The sequence below is a fragment of the Frigoribacterium sp. ACAM 257 genome (assembly GCF_007954365.1).
Lineage (GTDB): Bacteria > Actinomycetota > Actinomycetes > Actinomycetales > Microbacteriaceae > Frigoribacterium.
The window spans coordinates 513,486-531,768 of record NZ_VOLO01000002.1; the positions used below are offsets into that span (position 1 = coordinate 513,486).

Annotated in this window: 16 protein-coding genes; 7 read left to right on the forward strand and 9 right to left on the reverse strand. The window is 72.1% G+C overall.

Annotated features, from left to right (window positions below; genetic code table 11):
* Positions 1-7: 7 nt before the first annotated feature.
* The 6 genes from ES689_RS08830 to ES689_RS08855 form a co-directional block, all read right to left on the reverse strand.
* Positions 8-1,936, reverse strand: a complete 1,929-nt coding sequence (locus ES689_RS08830) for a thioester domain-containing protein (RefSeq protein WP_146903007.1) — start codon at positions 1,934-1,936, stop codon at positions 8-10.
* A 191-nt stretch (positions 1,937-2,127) separates the two neighbouring features.
* Positions 2,128-2,448 carry a hypothetical protein gene (locus ES689_RS08835; RefSeq protein ID WP_146903010.1) on the reverse strand — a complete coding sequence of 107 codons (321 nt, stop codon included), beginning with the start codon at positions 2,446-2,448 and terminating at the stop codon, positions 2,128-2,130.
* Between the two features lie 2 nt (positions 2,449-2,450).
* Positions 2,451-2,723, reverse strand: a complete 273-nt coding sequence (locus tag ES689_RS08840; protein ID WP_146903013.1) for a hypothetical protein — start codon at positions 2,721-2,723, stop codon at positions 2,451-2,453.
* 368 nt (positions 2,724-3,091) lie between these two features.
* Positions 3,092-3,325, reverse strand: coding sequence for a hypothetical protein (locus ES689_RS08845; protein ID WP_133738265.1), 234 nt, complete (start codon positions 3,323-3,325; stop codon positions 3,092-3,094).
* 48 nt (positions 3,326-3,373) lie between these two features.
* Positions 3,374-3,784, reverse strand: a complete 411-nt coding sequence (locus tag ES689_RS08850; RefSeq protein ID WP_146903016.1) for an ester cyclase — start codon at positions 3,782-3,784, stop codon at positions 3,374-3,376.
* Between the two features lie 104 nt (positions 3,785-3,888).
* Positions 3,889-5,622: a RecQ family ATP-dependent DNA helicase gene (locus ES689_RS08855; RefSeq protein WP_146903020.1), complete on the reverse strand. Its 1,734-nt coding sequence runs from the start codon at positions 5,620-5,622 to the stop codon at positions 3,889-3,891.
* A 316-nt stretch (positions 5,623-5,938) separates the two neighbouring features.
* Between ES689_RS08855 and sucC the strand changes: the two genes are divergently transcribed.
* The 7 genes from sucC to ES689_RS08890 all read left to right on the forward strand — a co-directional run bounded on the left by sucC (position 5,939) and on the right by ES689_RS08890 (position 16,749).
* Positions 5,939-7,102: an ADP-forming succinate--CoA ligase subunit beta gene (sucC, locus tag ES689_RS08860; RefSeq protein ID WP_146903023.1), complete on the forward strand. Its 1,164-nt coding sequence runs from the start codon at positions 5,939-5,941 to the stop codon at positions 7,100-7,102.
* A 17-nt stretch (positions 7,103-7,119) separates the two neighbouring features.
* Positions 7,120-8,007, forward strand: coding sequence for a succinate--CoA ligase subunit alpha (sucD, locus tag ES689_RS08865; RefSeq protein ID WP_123547757.1), 888 nt, complete (start codon positions 7,120-7,122; stop codon positions 8,005-8,007).
* Between the two features lie 196 nt (positions 8,008-8,203).
* Complete coding sequence (locus tag ES689_RS15870; protein ID WP_223269493.1) at positions 8,204-10,129, forward strand: DUF6350 family protein; 1,926 nt, start codon at positions 8,204-8,206, stop codon at positions 10,127-10,129.
* A 72-nt stretch (positions 10,130-10,201) separates the two neighbouring features.
* On the forward strand, positions 10,202-10,795 hold the full coding sequence (gene purN / locus ES689_RS08875) for a phosphoribosylglycinamide formyltransferase (protein ID WP_146903026.1): 594 nt from the start codon (positions 10,202-10,204) through the stop codon (positions 10,793-10,795).
* The gene (purH, locus tag ES689_RS08880) at positions 10,792-12,459 is read left to right on the forward strand and encodes a bifunctional phosphoribosylaminoimidazolecarboxamide formyltransferase/IMP cyclohydrolase (RefSeq protein WP_146903029.1); all 1,668 of its coding nucleotides are present in this window, start codon (positions 10,792-10,794) and stop codon (positions 12,457-12,459) included. The genes purN and purH overlap by 4 nt, the downstream gene beginning before the upstream one ends.
* A 493-nt stretch (positions 12,460-12,952) precedes the next feature.
* Positions 12,953-14,785 carry an ABC transporter ATP-binding protein gene (locus tag ES689_RS08885; protein WP_146903032.1) on the forward strand — a complete coding sequence of 611 codons (1,833 nt, stop codon included), beginning with the start codon at positions 12,953-12,955 and terminating at the stop codon, positions 14,783-14,785.
* Positions 14,782-16,749: an ABC transporter ATP-binding protein gene (locus tag ES689_RS08890; RefSeq protein ID WP_146903035.1), complete on the forward strand. Its 1,968-nt coding sequence runs from the start codon at positions 14,782-14,784 to the stop codon at positions 16,747-16,749. Before ES689_RS08885 ends, ES689_RS08890 begins: the two co-directional genes overlap by 4 nt.
* Positions 16,750-16,947: 198 nt before the next feature.
* On the opposite strand, the gene ES689_RS08895 is transcribed toward ES689_RS08890, so the two are convergent.
* The 3 genes from ES689_RS08895 to ES689_RS08905 are packed head-to-tail and all read right to left on the reverse strand — an operon-like array spanning position 16,948 to position 18,261.
* Positions 16,948-17,373, reverse strand: coding sequence for a hypothetical protein (locus tag ES689_RS08895; protein ID WP_146903038.1), 426 nt, complete (start codon positions 17,371-17,373; stop codon positions 16,948-16,950).
* A 34-nt stretch (positions 17,374-17,407) separates the two neighbouring features.
* Positions 17,408-17,791 carry an MGMT family protein gene (locus ES689_RS08900; protein WP_146903041.1) on the reverse strand — a complete coding sequence of 128 codons (384 nt, stop codon included), beginning with the start codon at positions 17,789-17,791 and terminating at the stop codon, positions 17,408-17,410.
* Complete coding sequence (locus tag ES689_RS08905) at positions 17,788-18,261, reverse strand: GNAT family N-acetyltransferase (RefSeq protein ID WP_146903044.1); 474 nt, start codon at positions 18,259-18,261, stop codon at positions 17,788-17,790. The genes ES689_RS08900 and ES689_RS08905 overlap by 4 nt, the downstream gene beginning before the upstream one ends.
* Positions 18,262-18,283: the final 22 nt, after the last annotated feature.

An 18,283-nucleotide genomic window follows, 5' to 3' on the forward strand; every position in this document is an offset into this window, starting at 1 on the left:
CGTCCCGTCATCGAAGGTCGATCGCCGTCGAGGTGGTGGGCTCCGGGCTGAGATCGGACACGCGCGCGAGCCCGTCGCGTCGACGGCGCCTGGCGATGTGGGCGGTCGCCGCACCGAGGACGAGGAGCCCACCGGCGAGGGAGATGCCCAAGGCGATGCCGCCCGGTGCGCTCCCGGTGAAGGCCAATGCAGTCGGCTCGACCGGCGCGGGCGGCTCGACGTGCGCCTCGACCCGGAACGACTCGGCGGTGTGGAACCGAGTGTCGGCGAACGCCGGCACGACCTGGTGGTCGTCGGCTCCCGCAGGTGTGCCGCCAGACGAGTAGACGAACGCGTAGCCGCCTGCCTCGGACGCCTCGATGCACTCGGTCTCGACCGACCCGTCCCCGGTCAGGGTCGTGGAGGCACGTCCCGCGACGAGGCCGTCGGCCTCGAGGTCGTCGACGTCGCCCAGTTCGGTGCCCTCGGCCGGCAGCTCGGCGAAGGGGCCGACGAGCAGCGTGTCGACCACCACCTCCTCGACCTCGGGGTTCCAGCCGCTCACCTCGAGCGAGTCGCTGACGCACGTGCCGGGCTCGACGACCGAGGCGCCCACCACGGTCGTGTCGATGTGCGGAGCCCAGGGGACGACGGTCGACTCGGTCGCCGTGCCGAACGCGGACCTCCAGCCCTGCAGTCGATCGCGGCCCTCCTCGACGGCGGTGTCGGCAGGGTCGATCGTCTCGACCCAGGTGTACCAGCCGCCGTCGGGGAGCTCGCAGCCCGGCGTCGTGTACGTGCCCGGGCCCTCCACCACCCGCAGTGCGACATCGCAGACGACGGGCGCGTCGGCCGGCCAGTCGGCGGCCTCGACCGGGCGTTCGGAGAACGGGCCGAGGAGGCGGCTGCGCACCGTCACCGGGATCGGCGCCCAGCCTCCGTCGACCACGATGCGCCCCCACTCGGACAGGAGCCCCGCGCCCGGCTCCACGGCGAGTGCGAGCTGATCGGTGAGCACCGCGCCCCGCGCGGCGACGGCGTCGCTCGTCACGGTCGAGACACGAGGGCGGAAGGGCAGGGGCGACAACGCGCTGGCGCTCGCGGTGCCCGTCGCCGTGACGCTCGCGCCCCCGGAGAAGAGGATCATCTGCGAGCCCGCGGCGCTGTTGCCCACCGTCATCACGCGGCCGTACGGCAGGTCGTCGAAGCGGGCCTCCACTCCGACGGTCATCTCGGGCAGGTCGCCGGTCGCCCGGAAGGACACCGTCTCGCCGTTCCGTGGCGAGGAGGCGGCGCTCCCGTCGTCGAAGACGGCGCCGGTCAGCGAGACGGCTCCCGAGAACGCGGGGTCGAGGACTGCCGGGCCTCCGGCCACGCCGTCGACGACGACGTCCGTGCGCAGCGTGCCGCTGCCGTCCGGCTGCAGGTCGACTGCCATCGAGGCCGACACGGAGGTCGAGGCCTCACGGGCGGATTCGTCGAGCATCAGCTGCATCTTCTCCATGACGATCGGCCAGCGCTCGTTGGCGCGTCCTGCGTAGTAGCGCGCGCTCTTGCCGGCCAGGCCCGTGATGGTCCAGACGGCGAGCTGGCCGGCTGCCGCGGTGTCCTGGTCGTCGGTGCCGGCCCAGGTGCGTGCGATGTAGGCGAGCCGTGCGTGGTCGTCACTCGAGATGTCGAAGACGTCGGGTCCGGTCGCGGTGTCGTACTCGTTGCCCACCGGCGAGGACTTGCCGGCCTCGAGGCAGAAGGCCTTGCGGCCGTCGGCGAGGAGGTACGTACCGAGGTACGAGACGCCGTCGCCCCGCCAGAGGTACCCGGTGCCGAGACCCGTCGAGGTCACGGCCCTCGCGGGGGAGGCGAAGCCGAGCGGTGCGACGAGCACCGCCACGAGGAGGAGCAGGAGGGGAAGGAGCAGATGATGGTGTGCCCGTGGTGGGGCGGTCTGAGGTGTCATGCGACGACGATGACGGGGAGCGGGAGGGAGGGGCTCGCTCGTCACCGCCCGCTGTGGACGGCACGGGACGAGGCCGCGTCAGGGGAGGAAGGAGCCCCCCGCCTCTTCAGCGGCTGATGTGCCCGCCGGTACCGACGCGAAAGCGACGAAGGTCCGCGATGTTCCGCGGAGCTTCGTCGCTTTCGCGTCGGTCAGGCCGCATCACGCGGCGAGCCGCCGGTGGGACCGTCGTTGCCGTTGCCGTTGCCGAGGCTCGGGAGAACGGTCTCGCCGGCGACGGCGTCGTTCGTGACGATCTGCGGGCTCTCTTGCTCAGGTGAATCGTCGCCGGGCTTGGTCTTGCGCTCTGTCCGATCGCGCCGGAGAGCGCACGCGACGATGCAGATCAGGGCTGCCGCGATGGCGATGCCGACACTGATCGACCCGCCAGGTCGAAGGGCAGCCGCCGCTGCCTGCAAGATCGCGACCGCCGCGACGACGGCGAGGAAGATCTGAAGCTCGAGACGCGTCATGGTCAGATCATCGAGTAGAAGTTGTTCTCGAAGCCTGTCATGAAGATCGGGCCCCCGACCACGCCGAGGGCGCCCATGGCTGCCGTGCGAACTTTCCACTTGACGTTCTGGTACTCCTGGTTGCGCAGGCCGGCGTAGTAGGCCTTCTCGCCGGCTGCCGTCCCCATGCCGTAGTACGAGCCCCCCACGGCGATCGCGGCCATGACGATCGCGATGATCGGAACCGCAGCTGTCTCCGCGTCGTTGGCCTCAGGGGCGGCGGTCTCGGGAGCCACCGAGACAGAGGCCTCGGCGACTGGGCCCTGAGTTGCGGCCTGCGCCGAGACAGCATTCGTCACGACGAGACACGTCGAGAGGGCAATCGTGAGACCAGTGGTAGCGAGTGTGGAGCCTGCAGACATGAACGTCCTCGTTCCGATTCAGGTGGACGGTCCATTTGTCGGACCGGTTCCCAGACCCTCGCAAACAAAATGTCACATTGTCAAGTATCAATTACATCGGAAGTGACGTGCTGAGGCTGGGTGCCCCGAGGCCTTGGGCGAGAGGTGTAGCGGCGGGTTCTGCTGGGCCCTTCAATGAGCGCGGATACGACGACGCCCGCCAACCGCTGTGCGGTGGGCGGGCGTCGCGGTGGTGCTGCGCGCTACTCGGTCTCGTCGAGGTCGACGTCCTGGTCGTCGAGGTCGTTCTCGGCGAGGCTCGGCTCGGCCTCACGCGGCGAGCCGCCGGTGGGGCCGTCGTTGCCGTCGCCGAGGCCCGGCAGCACGGTCTCGCCGGCGACCGCGTCGTTCGTGACGATCTGCTGGCTCTCCTCGAACTGGGTCTCCTCGTCGTAGGGCTCGTCGCCCGAGGATGCGGGGGTCTGGGTGTCGCTCATGGTGCGTCCTTCCGATCGGTGGTGCGGTACTCCTGGTGGGGGAGCGGCTCAGGCCAGGCCGAGCTGCTGCATCAGGCCGGCCTCGTCGGTGGCGCCCCAGCGCTCGACGAGCAGGCCGTCGTCGTCGAAGCGACCGACCTGGATGCCGCGCACCGTGAAGCTCTTGCCCGTGGCCTGGTGGCCTTGGAACGGCCCGGTGTGCGTTCCCTTGATCGTGAAGACCGCCGTGACGTTCTCGTCGTCGGCGACGAGCGTCTCGACGCCCAGGTCGGCGTCGGGGAACGCGGTGAAGAAGTCGCGCCAGAACGCCTTGATGCCCTCGACGCCCGCGGGTGCGCCCGGCGCCGGGTCGTGGTCGACGACGGCGGCGTGGAAGCCCTCGCCGAGTCGGTCGATCTCGCGGGCGGTCAGGATCTCGCCGAGCAGCTGCTGGGTGGCGACGTTCTTGTCTTTCGACATCTCGTTCTCCGTGTCTCTCGTGTGTGTCAGGTGGTTCCCGTCTACTCCCGCCCCGTGCCCCGGCCCCTGCGGAGCTTCACAGGGAACGAGCGCCGGGATCGTGCTCAGACGGCCGTGAGCAGGTGGTTCTCCTCGACCGCCTCCAGCGCGAGCACCTTGTAGCCCTCGCCCTCGAAGAACACCGTCATGCGGTCGCCCTCGGTGCTCATCACCGTGCCCTCGCCCCAGGCAGGGTGCGAGACGCGGGTGTCGGGGTCGAAGAGGGGAGCGTGCTCCGGGTCGTCGACCCGCGCCTCCTCGGCGTCGGCCGGGCGGTCCGGCTCGGCCGCGGCGGCACGGCAGTCGTCGCAGTTGCCGCAGCGCTCGGGCGCCTCCTCGCCGAAGTAGCCGAGCAGGAACCTCCGCCGACAGCCGTGCGACTCGGCGTACGTGCGCATCATCTCGATGCGCGACTTCTCGACCCGCTCGCGTCCCTCGGCGATCTGGCGCGCCTCCTCGGCCGCCTCCTTCGACCCGAGATCGGTCGTGACCTCGTAGCCCGCCTTGGTCTCGGCGGCGACGCCCGCCTCGAGCAGCAGGTCGACGAGTCGCGAGACCTGCCGCGGCTTGAGCCCGGTCGCCTCGGTGATCACGGTGCGCTTCACCGGACCCGAGGAGGCGCGGATCGCCTCGTGCACCCGCCGCAGCTCGGCTCGTGACGGCAGCCCCGCCGCGAAGAACGACCGCAGCGACAGGTCCTCTGCCCGGTAGTGCAGGGTCGCGTCGGCGGGTTCGCCGTCACGCCCGGCGCGCCCGATCTCTTGGTAGTAGGCGTCGAGCGACTCGGGCACGTCGGCGTGCACGACGAACCGGACGTCGGGCTTGTCGATGCCCATGCCGAAGGCGCTCGTGGCGACGATCACGTTGATCTCGCCGGCGTGGAACCGCTCGTGCAGGGCACCCCGCTCAGCCGAGCGGAGGCCCGCGTGGTACGCCTCGACGGTGCGGTCGGGGCAGCGCTCGCCGATCTCGTCGGCGTAGCGCTCGCTCTCCTTGCGGGTGGCGACGTAGACGATGCCGGGCGTCGTGAGCTCGGCGACCTGCTCGACGATCGCGCGGCGCTTCTCGGCCTCGTCTTCGTGGCGGTGCACGGCGAGCGACAGGTTCGGGCGGTCGAAGCCGCGGCTGATCACGAGCGGGTCGCGCAGCCGCAGCCGCTCGATCACCTCGTCACGCACCGGTCCGGAGCCGGTCGCCGTCAGCGCGAGCACAGGGGGTCGGCCCAGCCGCTCGACGATCTCGCCGAGGTGCAGGTAGTCGGGCCGGAAGTCGTGGCCCCACGACGACACGCAGTGCGCCTCGTCGACGACCAGCAGGGCCACGCCCGCGCGCGCCAGCCGCTCGACCGTCTCGTCGCGGGCCAGCTGCTCGGGGGCCAGGAACACGTAGGTGACCTCGCCGGCGTCGACGCGCCCCCAGCTCTCGTCGTTCTCGTCGTCGGTGTGGCCCGAGTTGACGTCGACGGCGGGCGGGGCGTCGGGGTGCCCGACGAGCCCCGCGACCTGGTCGGCCTGCAGCGCGATCAGCGGCGAGACGACGGCGGTCGGGCCGCCGAGCAGCGCGCCCGCTACCTGGTAGATCGCGCTCTTGCCGAAGCCCGTGGGCATGATGCCGAACGTGTCGCGGCCGCCGAGGAGCGACTCGACCGCCTCGACCTGGGCGGGCTTGAGGTCGTCCCACTCGAAGAGGCGGGCGGCGACGTCGGCGATGCGGTCGCGATCGGTGTTGCCGTCGGTGCTGCGGGTGCTGCGGGTGCTGCGGGTGCTGCGGGTGCTGCGGGCGGTGCGGGTGGTGGTCATGCGACGTCCTCGTGGTGCGTCCCGGCGCCGGAGCGCGCCGAGACGGTCCATACGATGCCGGGGGCCACCGACACGCGCGTCGTCCACAGGGGATCGGCAGAGACTCCTCCCCCTCCGTACCCCGGGGCCGGGAGAGTACCCCTCCGCGCCTCCTCGGGTCCGCCCCCGGGAGGGGCCCGGAGGCCAGGCGCTAGGCTGGCCGAGGCCTGTTCGTCCCGACGTCGAGACAGACGCGAGGTGGGCGACGAGGCCGGTGCCGACTCGGTCGGCAGCCCCTCCAGAGCACTGGCGCAGCGATGCGGATTGGAAGAACAGCGTGGATCTTTTCGAGTACCAGGCCAGGGACTTGTTCGAGTCCTACGGCGTGCCCGTCCTGCCGGGAGTCGTCGCCGACACCCCGCAAGAGGCGCGAGCCGCAGCCGAGCAGATGGGCGGCGTGACCGTCGTCAAGGCCCAGGTCAAGGTCGGTGGCCGAGGCAAGGCCGGCGGCGTCAAGGTCGCGAAGAACCCGGACGACGCAGAGGCCGCGGCCGAGGCGATCCTCGGGCTCGACATCAAGGGCCACGTCGTCAAGCGCGTGATGGTCGCCGGCGGCGCGCAGATCGCCCAGGAGTTCTACTTCTCGGTGCTGCTCGACCGGGCGAACCGCTCGTACCTCTCGCTCTGCAGCGTGGAGGGCGGCATGGAGATCGAGCAGCTCGCCGTCGAGAAGCCCGAGGCCCTCGCTCGCGTCGAGGTCGACCCGCTCGCGGGCATCGACCTCGCGAAGGCAGAGGAGATCGCCCGTGCAGGCGGGTTCCCCGACGAGCTCGTCTCGAAGGTCGCCCCCGTGCTCGTCAAGCTGTACGAGGTCTACGCCGGCGAGGACGCGACGCTCGTCGAGGTCAACCCGCTCGTGCTGACCGAGCAGGGCGACATCGTCGCCCTCGACGGCAAGGTCACGATCGACGAGAACGCCGACTTCCGCCACCCCGACCACGCCGACCTCGAGGACGCCGACGCGGCGGACCCGCTAGAGGCCAAGGCGAAGGCCGCAGGGCTCAACTACGTGAAGCTCGACGGCGAGGTCGGCATCATCGGCAACGGCGCAGGGCTCGTCATGTCGACCCTCGACGTCGTCGCCTACGCCGGCGAGGCACACGGCGGCGTCAAGCCCGCCAACTTCCTCGACATCGGCGGCGGAGCGAGCGCCGAGGTCATGGCCGCCGGCCTCGACGTCATCCTCGGCGACGAGCAGGTCAAGAGCGTCTTCGTCAACGTCTTCGGCGGCATCACCGCCTGCGACGCCGTGGCGAACGGCATCGTCTCGGCCCTGGGCATCCTCGGCGACGCGGCCACCAAGCCGCTCGTCGTCCGCCTCGACGGCAACGCCGTCGACGAGGGCCGACGGATCCTGGCGGAGGCGGCGCACCCGCTGGTCACCGTCGTCGCGACCATGGACGAGGCTGCCGACAAGGCCGCCGAACTGGCTTCGAAGTAAAGGGACAGAGCACAACCATGTCGATCTTCCTCAACAAGGACAGCAAGGTCATCGTCCAGGGCATCACCGGCGGCGAGGGCACCAAGCACACGGCGCTCATGCTGAAGGCGGGCACCCAGGTCGTCGGCGGCGTCAACGCCCGCAAGGCCGGCACGACCGTCACCCACGGCGACGTCACCCTGCCCGTCTTCGGCACGGTCGCCGAGGCGATCACCGAGACCGGCGCCGACGTCTCGATCGTCTTCGTGCCGCCGGCGTTCGCGAAGGACGCCGTCGTCGAGGCCGTCGAGGCGGGCATCCCGCTCGTCGTCGTCATCACCGAGGGCATCCCCGCACAGGACGCGGCGGAGTTCTGGGCGCTCGCGAAGTCGAAGGGCGGCGCCACCCGCATCATCGGCCCGAACTGCCCCGGCATCATCACGCCGGGCGAGTCGCTCGTGGGCATCACGCCGGCGAACATCACCGGCGCCGGCCCGATCGGCCTCGTCTCGAAGTCGGGCACCCTGACCTACCAGATGATGTTCGAGCTGCGCGACCTCGGCTTCTCGACCGCCATCGGCATCGGCGGCGACCCGGTCATCGGCACGACGCACATCGACGCCCTCGAGGCGTTCGAGGCCGACCCCGACACCAAGGCGATCGTGATGATCGGCGAGATCGGCGGCGACGCAGAAGAGCGTGCGGCCGACTACATCAAGGCGCACGTGACGAAGCCGGTCGTCGGCTACGTCGCGGGCTTCACCGCTCCAGAGGGCAAGACGATGGGCCACGCCGGCGCCATCGTCTCCGGCTCGGCCGGCACGGCCCAGGCCAAGAAGGAGGCGCTCGAGGCCGCCGGGGTCAAGGTCGGCAAGACGCCGAGCGAGACCGCGGCCCTGCTGCGCGAGGTGTACGCGGCCCTCTGAGGTCGTCGCGCGGTGCCGTGACCGGCATCGCGCCTCCTGGGCGGGCGTGTTCGTCCGGCTCGGTCCATCACGACGGACCGCGGTCGACGCACACGCCCGCCTTCGTGCGTGCCCGGCCGCGCGGCTCGGCACGGGACGTCGGCTGCTCGGCACGGCACGTCGGCCGCCCAGCGGCCCGGCGGTACAGTCGTGCCCGATGAACCGCCCTGTCACCGCCGTCTTCGCCGCGCTCGAGGCCCTGCTCGTCGTCGGCATCGGCGTCGGGCTGCCCGTCGTCGTCCTCAGCCTCCTCTGGGCGTTCCAGTACGGACTCCAGATCGACTGGATCGTCTTCTGGCGTGCCGCCGTCGACATCTGGCTCGTCGGGCACGGCGTCGACCTCGACCTGCAGCTGGGAGCGGCGACCGCCGCCGCCTCCGGCGTCCCGGGGGCCGAGGCCCCCTTCGCCGTGACGATCGCCGCGCTCGGCTTCTCGGTGCTGACCGTGCTGCTCGGCGTGCGCGCCGGTCGTGCCGTCGCCGAGACGGCGCACCGTGTCGTCGGGGTCCTCAGCACGATCGGCGTCTTCGCCCTGCTGAGCCTGCTGGTCACCGCCACCGCCCAGCACCCCCTGGCCTCGCCCGTTCTGTGGCAGGGGATCGTCCTGCCGACGCTCGTCTACGCCGTGCCTGTCGTCGCGATGGCCGAGATCACCCGGCGGCGTCGAGGCGAGCCTGCCGACCCCGTCACGGCGGCCCTGGTCGCGCTGATCGGCCGTGCACCCCGCACCGCACGCGTCGTCGCCGCCGCCGGACTCCGCATCGGCACCGCCAGCGCCGCCGCCGTGCTCGCCGTCTCGGGCGTCGTCGTCGCGGTGCTGACGCTCACCCACTACGGCGAGCTCATCACCCTCTACGAGGGCGCGCACGCCGGGCTGCTCGGTGGCGTCGCCCTCACCCTCGGCCAGCTCGCCCTGCTGCCCGACCTGGTCGTCTGGGCCGCCTCCTGGTTCGTCGGCCCCGGCTTCGCGCTCGGGACCGGATCCGGCGTCTCGCCGCTCGGGACCGCGGTGGGGCCGATGCCGGCCGTGCCCTTCCTCGGGGCGCTGCCGACCGCCTCCTCGTCGTTCGCCTTCGTCGGCCTCCTCGTGCCGGTGGTCGCCGCGTTCGTCGTGACCACCCTGCTGCGTCCGCGGATCGAGCGGCTGCTCGCCGAGACCGGCTCGGCCGACGTGCTGCGCCGCGTCCTCGTCGGCGTCACGGGAGGCGTCGTCTCCGGCGTGCTGCTCGGCCTGCTCGCCTGGTCCGCCTCGGGAGCCGCCGGGCCCGGCCGGCTCGCCCACGTCGGGCCCGACCCGCTGCTCGTCGGCGCCTTCGCGGCGCTCGAGGTCGCCGTGCCCTCGGTGCTCGCGATGGTGGTCTCGCTGCGGAGCCTCCTCGGCCACGACGACGATGACGCGACGGCAGCCCCCGCAGGAGGCGCCCGTCCCGCCGACGACGTCGAGACGGGCCCGCAGCCGGTGCTGTCGGGCACGTCCTCGTGGTCGAGGTCGTCGACGGCTGCCGCGACGGCCGGCTCGTCGCCCGAGCGCGCGGCCGACGACAGGGCCAGCGTCGTCACCGGGCCGGCCACCGACCACGACGAGACGACCGACCTCGGCTCCGAGCCGCTCGTCGACGGGGGCACCGACGAGCGCGAGGGCGAGAGCGAGAGCGAGACCGGCAGCGTGGCCGGTCGGCGGCGGCGGCTGGCGGAGCGGCTCCGCCGACTCCGTCCGCATCGCAGCACGAGCGGAGCGGACGACGCAGACGACGCGGACGACGCGGACAGCGCGGACAGCACCGACGAGACGACAGGCGTGCACGACGTGCCGGCTGCCCGCCCGGACACCCGGGTGCCCGCGGTCGCCGAGGGCGCCACCGGCGAGACCGCAGTCGTCGAGACGGGGCCGCGCGAGTCCCGCGACCGCGACCGCGACCGGGAACGCACACGCGAACGAGACCGTGCCCGCGAGCGCGAGGAGCACGACGACGAGCGCGACGGCCCGGCCCCGTGGTGGCGACGACTCGGATCGACCGACGACACCCCCGCCCCGGGCCACGACGACGACGAGACGGAGCCGGTCCGCGGCCTCGACCGCTGACCCGCGCCTCCTCGGCCAGGCGGACCCGGCCTCGGCTCCGGGAGCCGCCGCCTCGGCCACTAGGCTTGCCGGGTGCTGAAGCTCGTGGTGCTCATCTCCGGTGGCGGCTCGAACCTGCGTGCCCTGCTCGAGGCCGCGCACCACGACAGCTACCCCGCCCGCGTCGTCGCCGTCGGCGCCGACCGAGAGGCCGACGGCCTCGAGCACGCCGAGCACTTCGGCGTGCCGACCTTCACCGTGCCGTTCTCGAGCTTCGACGACCGCGCCGCGTGGGGTGCCGAGCTGCTCACGCAGATCCGCCAGTGGCAGCCCGACCTCGTCGTGCTCAGCGGCTTCATGCGGCTGCTGCCCGTCGGGGTCGTCGACGCCCTCAGCCCGCACCTGATCAACACGCACCCGGCGTTCCTGCCCGAGTTCCCGGGGGCGCACGGCGTGCGCGACGCGATCGCGGCCGGCGTCGACCAGACCGGGGCGAGCGTCATCGTCGTCGACGCCGGCGTCGACAGCGGCCCGATCCTGGCGCAGCGCCGCATCCCCGTCGTGCCCGGCGACGACGAGTCGTCGCTCCACGACCGCATCAAGATCGTCGAGCGCGAGCTGCTGGTGCAGACCGTGCGCGAGATCGCCGACGGAACGACCGACCTCGAGGAGACGAGACCCGCATGAGCGGCCACCAGATCGACCCCACCCTCTACCGTGAGCGGGACGCCGTCCCCGTCCGGCGTGCGCTCATCAGCGTGAGCGACAAGACCGGACTGCTCGACCTGGCCGAGGCGCTCGCCGCCGCGGGCGTCGAGATCGTGTCGACCGGCTCGACCGCATCCACCATCCGCGACGCGGGCCACGACGTCACCGACGTGAGCGCCGTCACCGGGTTCCCCGAGTCGCTCGACGGCCGGGTCAAGACGCTGCACCCCGGCATCCACGCGGGCGTGCTCGCCGACCTGCGCCTCGAGTCGCACGAGCAGCAGCTCGCCGAGCTCGGCATCGCGCCGTTCCAGCTCGTCGTCGTCAACCTCTACCCGTTCGTCGAGACGGTCGCCTCGGGTGCCGAGGCGCCGGCCGTGATCGAGAACATCGACATCGGCGGGCCGGCCCTCGTGCGCGCCGCCGCCAAGAACCACGCGAACGTGGCCATCGCCGTGTCGCCCGCCAGCTACGGGCAGATCGTGAAGTCGCTGACGCTCGGCGGCACCACCCTCGCCCAGCGGCAGCGCCTCGCCGGCGAGGCCTTCGCGCACACCGCCGCCTACGACACGGCCGTCGCCGCCTGGTTCGCCGAGAACGTCGGGGCGCGGGCCGAGCACGAGGCCGGTGCCGGTGCCGACGCGGCGACCACAGCCGAGGAGGCGCGGGCCGGTTCGGCAGGGTTCGACGCCCCCCAGCACGTCGTCCTCGAGGGCACGCGGCAGGCCACGCTCCGCTACGGCGAGAACTCGCACCAGCAGGCGGCGCTGTACGCGTCGCCCGAGGGCGCCGGCATCGCCCAGGCCGAGCAGCTGCACGGCAAGGAGATGTCGTACAACAACTACGTCGACGCCGACGCCGCCCTGCGCGCCGCCTACGACTTCGCCGAGCCGGCCGTCGCGATCATCAAGCACGCGAACCCCTGCGGCATCGCCGTGGCCTCGGCCGACGCCGTCGACGCGATCGCCGACGCGCACCGTCGCGCCCACGCCTGCGACCCCGTGTCGGCCTACGGCGGCGTCATCGCCGCGAACCGCCCTGTGACCCTGGCCATGGCCGAGACGGTGAAGGACATCTTCACCGAGGTCGTCATCGCGCCTGCCTTCGAGCCCGACGCGCTGGCCCTGCTGCAGACCAAGAAGAACATGCGGCTGCTCGTGCTGCCGGCCGACTTCGCCCGCCCGACCGTCGAGGCGCGACAGATCTCGGGCGGCCTGCTCGTGCAGCAGGTCGACTCGTTCGACGGCTTCTCGTCGCAGGGCTGGACCCTCGCCGCGGGCGACGAGGTCGACGCCGCCACGCGCGCCGACCTCGAGTTCGCCTGGCGGGCCTGCCGCTCGGTCAAGTCGAACGCGATCCTGCTGGCCGACGCGGGCGCCTCCGTGGGCGTGGGCATGGGCCAGGTCAACCGGGTCGACTCGTGCCAGCTGGCCGTGACGAGGGCGGGCGAGCGAGCCCGCGGCTCGGTCGCCGCCTCCGACGCGTTCTTCCCGTTCGCCGACGGCCTGCAGGTGCTGCTCGACGCGGGCGTGCGCGCGGTCGTCCAGCCCGGTGGGTCCATCCGCGACGACGAGGTCGTCGCGGCCGCCGCCGCAGCGGGCGTCACCATGTACTTCACCGGCGAGCGGCACTTCTTCCACTGAGCCGTCGACCCCCTGACGACGAACGCCCCGGTCCGTGCGGCCGGGGCGTTCGTCGTCGCCGCGCCCACGGCTGCACCTGTCGTGCAGGTTCTGCCACCTCGCCCTTGCGGCGGAGGTGTCAGCACACATATCCTGAAAAGCTGCTCACAGCCGGTCGCTCGCGACCGACACGACGGACGAACGACGACCTGCACAGGAGGACACGATGAACTCGACGCTGACCACGGTGGCCTCGGCCCCCGCCGGTGCCCTCGTGCCCGCCTCCCGCACCTCCGTCGCCGCCCGCCGGGCAGCCCGGATCCTCGTCGGCTAGGCCGAGCGGGACGCTGGCCGGGCTCGCCCCCGCACCGCACCTCCTCCACCCGAGCGCCTCGTGCGCTCCACATCAGGGTCGCCGCCGTGCCCTCCCCAGGGCACCGGGCCGCGACTCCCTCCCCAGCCGGTCGTCGCCGTGACGGCACCGACGCTCCAGATCACGACACTTGGATCAGCCATGTCCCCGAAGTCCACTCCGCCCCCGTCCGCGCCGCAGCGTCGCCCGTCGACGTTCCGTGCGCTGATGCGGCTCCGCCCCTACGCGAAGCCGGCCATCCCGCGCATCGTGCTCGGCGCCGTCGCCGCGCTCGCCGCCGCCGTCGTCGCCCTGCTCATCCCCGCCGTGCTCCAGCTGCTGGTCGACGGTCCGCTGTCGAGCGGCGACCGTGCCCAGGTGTGGCCCGCATTCGCCGTCGTCCTCGGGCTCGGCATCGTCGAGGCCGTCATGATCGGCCTCCGTCGACGGCTCGTCCTCACGCCCAGCACCCATGTCGAGGCGTCGATGCGCAACTCGCTCTACGCGAAGCTGCAGGACCTGCCGGTGGCGTTCCACGACCGGTGGCAGAGCGGCCAGCTGCTCAGCCGGTCGGTCAGCGACCTCTCGCTGATCCGGCGCTGGCTCGCCTTCGGCGTCGTGCTGCTCGTCGTCAACGTGCTGACGATCATCGTCGGCTTCGCCGTGCTGTTCTTCTACAGCTGGGTGCTGGCGATCCTCTTCATGGTCGCGTCGATGCCGGTGTTCTTCGTCAGCTTCGCGTTCGAGAAGCGCTACTCGATCGTCGCGCGGCGCAGCCAGGACCAGGTCGGCGACCTCGCGACCAGCGTCGAGCAGAGCGTGCACGGCATCCGGGTGCTCAAGGCCTTCGGCCGCGGCAAGCACTCGCTCGACGAGTTCGCCAAGCAGGCCGACGACCTGCGCGGCACCGAGATCGAGAAGGCCCAGGCGATCAGCCGACTGTGGCTGTGGCTGCTGCTCGTGCCCGACGTCGCCTTCGCCCTCTGCCTGCTCGGCGGCATCTGGCTGGCTGCCGACGGTCAGCTGACCGTCGGGCAGCTGTTCGCGTTCTTCGCGACGGCCACCGTGCTGCGGTGGCCCGTCGAGTCGATCGGGTTCCTGCTCTCGATGACCTTCGACACCCGCACGGCGGCCGACCGGTTCTTCGAGGTGCTCGACAGCGAGAACGCGATCACCGACCCTGCCGAGCCGGTCACGATCGAGGCGCCGGAGGGGCGGCTCGAGTTCGCCGACGCTCACTTCCGCTACCAGGACAGCCCGGCCCAGTACACGGACCTCGTCAACGGCGTCGACCTCGTCGTCGAGCCGGGCGAGACCATGGCCCTCGTGGGGCTCACGGGCTCGGGCAAGACGACGCTGCTCGCGCTCGTCTCGCGGCTCTACGACGTCACGGGCGGCAGCGTCCGGATCGACGGCGTCGACGTGCGCGACCTGTCCCGGCAAGAGCTGCGCCGACTGGTCGGCATGGCGTTCGAGGACGCGACGCTGTTCAGCGCCTCCGTCCGCGACAACGTGCTGCTCGGTCGTCCTGACCTCGCCGACGACCCCGCGGAAGCCGAGCGCGTCCTGCGCGAGGCCCTCGACATCGCCCAGGCCGACTTCGTCGAGCGTCTGCCCGAGGGCGTCGACACCCGTGTCGGCGAAGAGGGCCTCAGCCTGTCGGGCGGGCAGCGACAGCGACTCGCCCTCGCCCGCGCCGTCGCGGCGCGCCCCGCGATCCTCGTGCTCGACGACCCGCTGTCGGCGCTCGACGTCGACACCGAGGCGCGGGTCGAGGCCGGCCTCCGTCGCGTGCTCGCGTCGACCACCTCGCTGATCGTCGCCCACCGTCCCTCGACGGTCACCCTCGCCGACCGCGTCGCCCTGCTCGAGAACGGCAGGGTCACCGCGGTCGGCACCCACTCCGACCTGCTCGCCACGAACGAGCACTACCGCTGGGTGATCTCGTCCCTCGACGACGACACCACGCCCGCCCGAGAGGAGGTGCCGGCATGACCGAGCAGACGACGCACGACCAGGCCACGCGCCGCACCGATGACACGCCCGACGGCGCGGTCCGTGACGATCGTCTGGTCGACGGCACCGGGGGCGGCCCCGCCCACGAGGCCCTCGACGGCCGCACCCCGGCCGAGAAGCGGGCCGAGCAGGGCTCGACGACCCAGGGCGTCCGGGGCGAGGAGCGCGACGACTTCACCAAGGCGGAGAGCAAGCGGCTCCGTCGTCGTTCGCTGCGCCTCCTCGGCTCGCTGATCCGGCCGCTGCGCTGGCGGCTGGCGCTGATGGCGGTCGTCGTCATCGTCAGCACCGCCTCCCAGGTGGCCGGCCCCGCCCTGATCGCGTTCGGCATCGACACGGCGCTGCCGGCGCTGATGGACCGACAGGACTGGGCGCCGGCGATCCTCGTGGTCGTCGTCTACCTCGTCACGGGCGTGCTCGGCGCCGTGCTGATGGCGCAGTACACGGTGCTGTCGGCACGGATCAGCCAGGCGATCCTGTTCGACCTGCGCAAGCGCCTGTTCCTGCACACGCAGCGGCTCAGCCTCGAGTTCCACGAGACGTACACGTCGGGCCGCATCATCTCTCGGCAGACGAGCGACCTCGACTCGATCCGCGAGCTGCTCGACTCGGGCATCAACCAGCTCGTCTCCGGCCTGCTCTACATGGGGTTCACCGCGATCGCGCTCGTCAGCCTCGACGCGCCGAGCGGGCTCGTGCTCGCCGTCGCGCTCGTCCCGCTCGTGCTCCTGACGCGGTGGTTCCAGGTGCGGTCGCAGAAGCTGTTCCGTGCGACGCGCGTCGCCAGCGCGCGGGTGATCGTGCACTTCGTCGAGACGATGACGGGCATGCGGGCGGTGCAGGCGTTCCGCAAGGAGGCGCGCAACGAGAAGGAGTACGCGGGCTACGTCGAGGAGTACCGCCAGGCCAACTCGAAAGTGTTCACGCTCTTCGGCACGTTCGACCCGGGCCTGGTGCTGATCGGCAACGCCACCCTCGCGGCCGTCGTGCTCTTCGGCGGGTTCCGCGTGATCGACGGCTCGCTCGAGATCGGCGCCCTGCTCGCGGCGGCGCTGTACGCGAAGCGCTTCTTCGACCCCGCAGAGGAGATGGCCATGTTCTACAACGGCTACCAGTCCGCCTCGGCGGCGCTCGAGAAGATCTCCGGCGTCCTCGAGGAGGAGCCGAGCGTGCCCGACCCCGAGTCGCCCGTCGACCTGCGGCACGCGAAGGGCGCCGTCGTGTTCGACGACGTCGAGTTCGCGTACTCGGCCGACACGGTCGTGCTGCCCGAGTTCGACCTCGACGTGCCCGCGGGGCAGACCATCGCGCTGGTCGGCTCGACCGGCGCCGGCAAGTCGACGCTCGCCAAGCTGATGTCGCGGTTCTACGACCCGACCCGAGGTCGAGTGACGCTCGACGGCGTCGACCTGCGCGACCTGCACCCGAAGGACCTGCGGCGGGCCATCGTCATGGTCACGCAGGAGGCGTACCTCTTCTCCGGCTCGGTGGCGGACAACATCTCGCTCGGCAAGCCGGACGCGACCCGCGACGAGATCGAGCGCGCCGCCCGGGCGGTCGGCGCCCACGAGTTCATCGTGGCGCTGCCCGACGGCTACGACACCGACGTGAACAAGCGCGGCGGGCGCGTCTCGGCCGGGCAGCGCCAGCTGCTGTCGTTCGCGCGGGCGTTCATCGCCGACCCGGCGGTGCTCATCCTCGACGAGGCGACCGCGTCGCTCGACATCCCTTCCGAGCGCATGGTGCAGGAGGCGCTGCAGACCCTGCTCGCGGACCGCACCGCGGTGATCATCGCGCACCGCCTGTCGACGGTGGCGATCGCCGACCGGGTGCTCGTCATGGAGCACGGGCGCGTCGTCGAGGACGGCACGCCCGCCGACCTCATCGCCGGGACCGGGCGCTTCGCGCAGCTGCACGCGGCCTGGCGCGATTCCCTCGTGTAGTCGTCGTCGCCGCCGCCGCCTCCTCCGCCTCCTCATTCAGGAAGATCGGTCCTGCGTCGTGCAGCGGGGGGAGCCGCACTCCTGAACTGTGCACGGTTCAGGAGGCGGCCCGCGCCTCTTCCTGAATTGTGAGAGGCCGCGAGGCCGCGAGGCCGCGAGGCCGAGAGCCCGAGAGGCCGCGAGGTGCAGCGGCGAGTCTCAGCCGCGCCAGGCCCAGATGGTGCCGTCGTCCGCGACCACGGTCCAGTCTCCGCAGCTCCAGCCGGCTGTCGGCCTCGACTCGGGCAGCCACTCCGGCGACAGCGGCGGGGCGGCGGTCACCGGCTCGAGGACAGCGCAGCCCGTGGTGTCGGCGAGGGAGGCGGCGCTGTGGAACGTGAGGACCGCCTCCTCTGGGACCTCGCGACGGGCGACCGCCCTGATGTCCACCGCGTCGGAGGGCACCCACGCGTCCAGCACGAACGAGCGCGTGCCTGCCTTCGGCGCGTCGCCGTAACGGTCGAACTCCCACGACTTCTCGTCAGAGCCGAGCCCGCCGAGGCCCAGGGCAGAGCAAGAGGAGACGGTGACGCCGACGACAGCAGCGACGGCGACGGCGGCGGCGAGACGGGTGAGTGAGGGCATGGTCCGATCGAAGCGCCCCGTCGGGCCGTACGCGTCAGCCGAAGGTGCCGCCCGGCTCGTCCGACAGGCTGATGTCGGGCCACCAGGAGGCGCGCTCGAGGTCGACCCTGACGGTGCCGGTCCGCGACCACCGCAGTGGGGTCCCCTCGGCGCGCCAGTGCTCGAGCGCACGCGGGCCGTGCCCCTCGGGGGCGTGCCCCGACGCCCGGACGACCCGCCACCACGGCAGCTCGGAGCCGGCGTGCGCCATCACCTTGCCGACGCCGCGCGACGATCGAGACCCGACCGCCGCCGCGACCGATCCGTACGACATGACCCGCCCCTCCGGCACGGACTCGACGACCGAGACGACGCGTGAGGTGAAGTCGTCGGCGGACGAGGCCGGGCTAGGGGAGGCCGGGACCGTGTCGTCCGTCACTCTGCCTGCGGCGTCGGACTGATGGTCAGCGCCGCGAGGTGCTCGCCGTACGGCGTCTCGCCGACGACCTCGAAGCCGATGTGGGCGAAGAAGCGCTCGGGCCCGTCGTCGCCCGGCTCGTAGATGACGGTGAGCGTGTCGAAGCCCCGGCTGCGCGCCTCGCCCGCGAGGGCGTGGATCGCGAAGCGCCCGACGCCCCGGCCCTGGTGCTCGGCGGAGACGTTGACCCGCCAGATGCAGCTGCGCAGGGATTCGTCGTCGGCGTCCGCGTCGAAGTTGCCCATGATGAAGCCGACGACCTTGTCGCCGTCGAGCACGACGCGGGGCCAGGCCGTGGTCGGGTTGACGTACGCCTCGGCGATCGAGTGCGAGACCGGCGCCACGTACTGTTCTTGGCCCGGCTTGAGCGTCAGGTTGTTGGCCGCCACGACGGTGGCGGCGGACAGTGTCTCGAGGCGCAGGTCCGACATGGCCTCAGGGTAACGGCGCACC